6 protein-coding genes are annotated in these 6,209 nt (G+C 70.3%); 4 read left to right on the top strand and 2 right to left on the bottom strand.

What is annotated here, in order from left to right; genetic code table 11:
- A partial coding sequence (locus tag Q1K33_RS20470; RefSeq protein ID WP_300406744.1) for an alpha-amylase family glycosyl hydrolase occupies nucleotides 1–1,093 on the bottom strand: 1,093 nt, incomplete at its 3' end.
- A 53-nt stretch (nucleotides 1,094–1,146) separates the two neighbouring features.
- Here Q1K33_RS20470 and Q1K33_RS20465 point away from each other — a divergent pair.
- The 4 genes from Q1K33_RS20465 to Q1K33_RS20450 all read left to right on the top strand — a co-directional run bounded on the left by Q1K33_RS20465 (nucleotide 1,147) and on the right by Q1K33_RS20450 (nucleotide 5,749).
- Nucleotides 1,147–3,054 carry a serine/threonine-protein kinase gene (locus Q1K33_RS20465; protein WP_300406742.1) on the top strand — a complete coding sequence of 636 codons (1,908 nt, stop codon included), beginning with the start codon at nucleotides 1,147–1,149 and terminating at the stop codon, nucleotides 3,052–3,054.
- The gene (locus tag Q1K33_RS20460) at nucleotides 3,054–3,914 is read left to right on the top strand and encodes a hypothetical protein (protein ID WP_300406740.1); all 861 of its coding nucleotides are present in this window, start codon (nucleotides 3,054–3,056) and stop codon (nucleotides 3,912–3,914) included. Before Q1K33_RS20465 ends, Q1K33_RS20460 begins: the two co-directional genes overlap by 1 nt.
- Before the next feature lie 54 nt (nucleotides 3,915–3,968).
- Nucleotides 3,969–5,114, top strand: coding sequence for an acyl-CoA dehydrogenase family protein (locus tag Q1K33_RS20455; RefSeq protein ID WP_300406738.1), 1,146 nt, complete (start codon nucleotides 3,969–3,971; stop codon nucleotides 5,112–5,114).
- A 194-nt stretch (nucleotides 5,115–5,308) separates the two neighbouring features.
- On the top strand, nucleotides 5,309–5,749 hold the full coding sequence (locus Q1K33_RS20450; RefSeq protein ID WP_300406736.1) for a hypothetical protein: 441 nt from the start codon (nucleotides 5,309–5,311) through the stop codon (nucleotides 5,747–5,749).
- On the opposite strand, the gene Q1K33_RS20445 is transcribed toward Q1K33_RS20450, so the two are convergent.
- Nucleotides 5,733–6,077, bottom strand: coding sequence for a helix-turn-helix domain-containing protein (locus Q1K33_RS20445; RefSeq protein WP_300406734.1), 345 nt, complete (start codon nucleotides 6,075–6,077; stop codon nucleotides 5,733–5,735). The two genes, Q1K33_RS20450 and Q1K33_RS20445, sit on opposite strands and share 17 nt — an antisense overlap.
- Between the last annotated feature and the right edge of the window lie 132 nt (nucleotides 6,078–6,209).

Below are 6,209 nucleotides of genomic sequence, written 5' to 3'. Positions count from 1 at the left end.
CGTCGACGTGCATCTCGGTGACCCAGTAGCGCAGCGAGTCCATGATCAGCTGCAGGGAGTGCGGGTGGCGCACGTTGAGCGAGTTCCCGGTGCCGGTGTAGTCCATGTAGTACTTCTCGTCGTCCTCGACGAGGCGGTAGTACGCCGGGTTGTCGATGCCCTTGAAGCTCAGCGTCGGCCCGAGGTGGTTGCCCTCCGCGGTGTGGTTGTAGACGACGTCGAGGATCACCTCGATCCCGGCCTGGTGCATCGTCTTGACCATCGACTTGAACTCCTGGACCTGCTGGCCCAGCGCCTGCTCCTGCTCGGAGTGCGCGGCCGCGGAGTAGTCGGCGTGCGGGGCGAGGAAGGCCAGGGTGTTGTAGCCCCAGTAGTTGCGCAGCCCCTTGTCGAGCAGCGTGGAGTCCTGGATGAACTGGTGCACCGGCATCAGCTCGATCGCGGTGACGCCGAGTCGGGTGAGGTGGTCGGTGACGGCGGGGTGCGCCAGGCCGGCATAGGTGCCGCGCAGCTCCTCGGGCACCTCGGGGTGCAGCTGGGTCATGCCCTTGACGTGGGCCTCGTAGATGACGCTCTCGTTGTAGGGGATGGCCAGGCGTCGATCGCCCTCCCAGTCGAAGAACGGGTTGATCACGACCCCGAGCGTCATGTGCGCCGAGGAGTCCTCGTCGTTGCGGGAGTCCTCCTCTCCGAACGTGTAGCCGAAGAGCGACTGGTCCCAGTCGATCTCGCGGGTCGTCGCCTTCGCGTACGGGTCGAGCAGCAGCTTGGCGGGGTTGCAGCGCAGCCCGCGCTCGGGCTCCCACGGTCCGTGCACCCGGTAGCCGTAGCGCTGTCCGGGCTGCACGGCCGGCAGGTAGCAGTGCCACACGAGGGCGTCGACCTCGGTGAGCTCGACCCGGGTCTCGGTGCCGCCCTGGTCGTCGGCGTCGAAGAGGCACAGCTCGACCCGCTCGGCGACCTCGCTGAAGAGCGCGAAGTTGGTGCCGGAGCCGTCGTACGTCGCTCCCAACGGGTAGGGCTGCCCCGGCCAGACCGTGGTGGTGGGGGCAGGAGTGTGGCCCTGCGCTGGACCTGTGGCCTTCTCGCTCACGTGCTGGCGCCTCCAAGCTGTCGGTCCTCTGGTGCTTGGATCGATCCAAGCACATGGCCCCCCATACCTCGTGGTGCGGACGGATTCTGCTGCGTGACGACGAGGTCGGGTACAACAGGAGTGTGCTCTCCTATCCCGGCGTCGGTGACCACATCGGCCGCTTCCGTGTGCTCGCCCAGCTGGGTGCGGGCGGGATGGGGGTCGTCTTCGACGCCCTCGAGGAGAATCTCGACCGCCGGGTGGCGCTCAAGGTCATCGCGCCGATGTACGCCGACCACCCCGACTTCCGCGAACGCTTCAGCCGCGAGGCCCGCCTGCTGGCTTCCCTGGACTCGCCGCAGGTCGTGCAGGTCTACGCCCACGGCGAGGAGGACGGCTACCTCTACATCGCCACCCAGCTGATCCCCGACGGCGACCTCGGCCAGATGGTGGGGCGCTGGGGGCCGGCGCCCCAGGGCAAGGCGGTCGACCTCATCGCCCAGGTTGCCGGCGGCCTGAGCGACGCGCACGCGGCCGGGCTGGTGCACCGCGACATCAAGCCCGCCAACGTCCTCGTACGCCGTCGCGGTGCGGGCGTCTCGGCCAGCGTGTCGGCCTATCTCGGCGACTTCGGCATCGCCCGCCGCGTCGACGCGGAGTCGACGCGGGTCGGTGGGGGAGGAGGTGCGGCCGGCACGCCGTCGTACATGGCGCCCGAGCTGCACCACGGCGCCGCGGCCAGTGCAGGCTCCGACATCTACTCGCTCGGCTGCCTGCTCTGGGTCACCCTCACCGGCTCGGCGCCGTACGCCGGAGCGACCGAGTTCGAGGTCGTCACCGCTCACCTCAACGCCCCGGTGCCGCAGCTGGCCGGGACCGGACACCTCGTGCACGCGATCAACGACGTGCTGCGCCGCTCGATGGCCAAGTCGCCGACCGAGCGCTACGCCCACGCCTCCGACCTGCGCGACGACCTGCGCCGTGCGGCCGCACTCACCGGCGACCCCGGCTTCCACGCGATGGCGCGGGCACTGGCGGCGCCAGCTCCGGCCGGAGTCCCGAGGCAGGTCTCGGGGCCGGTCCAGGGGCCGGTCCAGGGGCAGGTCTCGGGGCCCGTCCCGCCGCCGCCCGCGCCGTCGTACCCGACACCGGTCCCCGCCGCCCGGACCGCTGCGCCTGCCCGGCGCCGTACCGGGCTGTGGGTCGGGCTGGGGCTGGCGGCCGCGCTCGCGATCGGCGGCGGGGTGACCGCCGCCCTCGTGGCAGGAGGGGGCGACGACGCGCCCAGCAGTGCCGACCCGACCCCCGAGCCGCCCGAGCCGCCCGAGCCGCCCGACCCGGCCTCCTCGAGCCCCACCGTGGCCGGGTTCGCCGACCAGGAGCCGACCGAGATCCTCCGCGCGGCGGAGAAGGAGATGAAGGTGCTCGACACCGTCCGGATCGCCGGCAACGTCGTGGAGGGTGGTGAGCGGATCGGCGTCGACCTCACCATCACGTCGACGGGCGACTGCGCCGGGACGATCGCCGTGGGTGGCGGGTCCGCGCAGCTGCGTCGGATCGGCGCGGATACCTGGTTCAAGGCCGACGAGGACTTCTGGATCGCCTCCACCGACGCCGGCCAGGGGCCCTTCATCGCCGCCACCGTCGGCGACCGCTGGGTGCTGTTCCCGCCGGAGGAGGCCGAGGAGTTCGCGTCCGTGTGCGACCTCGACGATCTGCTCGAGGCGACCAACAGCACCGTGGCGGTGGAGACCCTCGGCACCGGCAGCATCGACGGGCAGGACGTCGTCAAGGTCGACACCGGGGAGACCACCTCCAGCGGGGAGCCCAGCGTGGCCTCGGTCGCGGTCGGCGAGCCGCACTACATCCTGCGCCTCGACGGCGGCTCCGAGGGCTCCTTCGGGTTCTCGGCCTTCGACGAGCCGTTCACGACCAAGGCTCCCCCGCCGAGCGACGTCTTCGACCTGGCAGGCTTGGGCTGATGCGGCAGCGACGAATGACGGGTCGACGGACCACACGTACGGCGGCACTGCTGGCCGCGGCAGCGATCGCGCTGAGCTCCTGCTCGCTGCCGGACCAGATCGACGGGCAGCAGGAGGTCGTCGACGCGGCGCCGGCGATCGACCTGTCGTGGTTCGAGGGCAGCGACGCCGCCGACATCGTCGACGCCGCACTGCTCGCCATGGCCGAGATCGGATCGGTCCGGCTGCACCAGGACGCGCGCACCGCGGCGTCCGGGGACCAGCCGGCTCAGGTCGTCAGCAAGGACCTGCTCCTGGCCGCGGGCGACGGCATCGGCGACGCGGTCGACGGTGACTGCACCGGCGTGCTCCAGCTGCCCAGCTGGGGAGAGCCCGCCGACCTCGTCGTGCAGGACGACCTGGGCGCCTTCCGGGGCGGCGAGGACTTCTGGCTGAGCATCGGGGCGGTCGACCCCGCCGTACGTGACCAGCTGGCCGCGACGTACGCCGACGAGTGGACCACGACGCCGGGACTGGCCTCGCTGTGCGCCTTCACCGACTTCCTGAGTCCCGTCATGTCCCTGGTGGGCGACGAGGACCTCGCCAAGGCCGGGCTGGGTGACGTCGCCGGCGTGCCCGCCGGACGGGTGCAGTCGGTGCGCAAGAACTCCGTCATCACGGCGTGGGTGCAGATCGCCGAGCCGCACCTCGTGCTCGAGATCAGCGTCGAGCGCAGCGGTGACGGCGGGGACGACGGGGAGGACGGGGACGGCGCCACCCGGACCGTCACGACGTTCGGCGACCCCGACACGGCCGTCGACGTGGACTTCCCGGCACCCGAGGACATCCTCGCCTTCGAGGTCCCCTCGCCCGCACTGTGACCCCGGTCCGGCCGGCTGGGACAGACTCGGTTACCGACCGGTAGCCTTCTCATCATGAAGCGTGAGATCTATGACGAGGACCATGAGGCATTCCGATCGTCGGTCAAGGAGTTCCTCGACCGTTCGGTGATCCCCCAGGTCGAGCAGCACGCCGCCGACAAGGCGTTGCCGCGCGACTTCTGGCTCGAGGCCGGCAAGCAGGGCTTCCTCGGTCTGGAGATCCCCGAGGTCTACGGCGGGTCCGAGGCGGGTGACTACCGGTTCAACGCCGTGATGGCCGAGGAGCTGTCGAAGGTCAACGCGGCGCTCGGGTCGTGCTGGGGCATCCACGCCGACATCACGGCGCCGTACATCGTGCAGCTGTGCAACGAGGAGCAGAAGCAGCGGTGGCTGCCCGGAGTCGCCACCGGAGAGACCCTGCTGGCGATCGGGATGACCGAGCCGTCGGGCGGCTCCGACCTGGCCGCCCTGAAGTCCACCGCGGTCCGCGACGGTGATGACTGGGTCGTCAACGGGTCCAAGACGTTCATCACCAACGGCTACTCCGCCGACATCGTCGTGACCGCGGTCCGCACGGCCCCGGAGAAGAAGGCCAAGGGCATCACGCTGTTCGCGCTGCCGACCGCAGCCGAGGGATTCAGTCGCGGCCGCAAGCTCGACAAGGTCGGTCAGGACGAGTCCGACACCGCGGAGCTGTTCTTCGAGAACGTCCGCGTCACCGACGACGACATCGTGGGCGAGCTCGACCTGGGGTTCATCCACATGATGCAGAACCTGCCGCAGGAGCGGCTGGGCTGCGCGATCTCCAACCTCGCGCACGTCAAGCAGATCCTGGGCGAGACGATCGCCTACACGATCGACCGCAAGGCCTTCGGGGCGAGCATCGGCTCCTTCCAGCACAACAAGTTCCTCCTCGCCGAGCTCGTCACCCAGGTCGAGGTCACCCAGGCCTACGTCGACCAGTGCGTGATCGCGCACGCCAAGGGCGAGCTGACCCCGGTCGACGCCGCCAAGGCGAAGTGGTGGAGCTCGCAGGTGCAGAACGACGTGCTCGACCACTGCGTCCAGCTGCACGGCGGCTACGGATTCATGAACGAGTACCGCGTCGCCCGCGCCTGGCGCGACGCGCGGGTCTCGAAGATCTGGGCCGGCTCCAACGAGATCATGAAGGAGCTCATCGGCCGCGACCTCGGCCTCTGACCGCGTCGACCCGTCACACATGGCGGACGGGTCAGCGCGAAGGTCGTCGACCCGTCACACATGGCGGACGGGTCAGCGCGAAGGTCGTCGACCCGTCACACATGGCAGACGGGTCAGCGCGAAGGACGTCGACCCGTCACACATGGCAGACGGGTCAGCGGACAGGCGACCTTCGGATGTGCAACGGTAGGTCCATGGCCGCCTCGACGACGAAGCTGGGCGTCGGCGTCGCCTTGCTGGCCGCGGTGATCGGGATCGGGGTCTACGCCGGGGTCCGGTACCTCTTCTTCGGTCTCGACGAGGCCACGCCGTGGGACAAGCCGGCGACGGTGCAGGGGTCCACGATCGAGCTGACGTACGACGGGCGCGACTGTCGCGACCGCCTCCAGGTCGAGGTCGAGGAGGACGCGACGACGGTCGTCGTCACGATCAAGGAGACCGTGCGGTCCCTGGTGTGCGGCGACGACGAGCCGGTGGAGTCCTTCGACGTCACCGTCGAGCTGGAGTCCCCGCTGGATGAGCGATCCCTGGTCGACGGCGCCTGCCGGCTGGGTCAGTTCGGCGAGGACCCGCGCTGTGCGGACGAGGCGACCGTGGTGAGCACCGGAGGCGCTGGGCCTACTGCGGAGGAGTGAGCTCGTCGGCGGCGCGGAGCACCGCCGAGAGGATGCCCGGTAGGGCCTGCTCCACCTCGGCGACCCGGAGCCGCTGGCACGACTGCCCGGCCTCGACGCTGCGCTCGGTGAGCCCGGCCTCGCGCAGGGTCTTGAAGTGGTGGCTGGCCGTGGACTTGCTGACGCCGTCGTACAGGTGTGCGCACGGGGTGGGCCCCCCGCCGGCCCTGCTCAGGCGCCGCACGATCTCGAGCCGGATCGGGTCGGCGAGAGCGGAGAGGACCTGGTGCACGTCGGCCACCGGGAGGGTGGGGTAGGCGGGTGCCTCGGTGGCCGGGCTGGTGCTCACGTGCGCTGCCTCACATCCGGGCGACGAAGTTTGACGGCTATCGAACTCGCTCGTACTGTCGGTCGAGTTCGACGTACGTCGAACTTACCACCGAGGAGTCCGCATGTCGCAGGCCGTGACGCCGAGCACGTC

The sequence above is a fragment of the Nocardioides sp. genome (genome assembly GCF_029937575.1).
Taxonomy (GTDB): domain Bacteria; phylum Actinomycetota; class Actinomycetes; order Propionibacteriales; family Nocardioidaceae; genus Nocardioides.
Note: the sequence above shows the minus strand (reverse complement) of the source record. Positions and strands in the feature narration are given on the sequence as shown.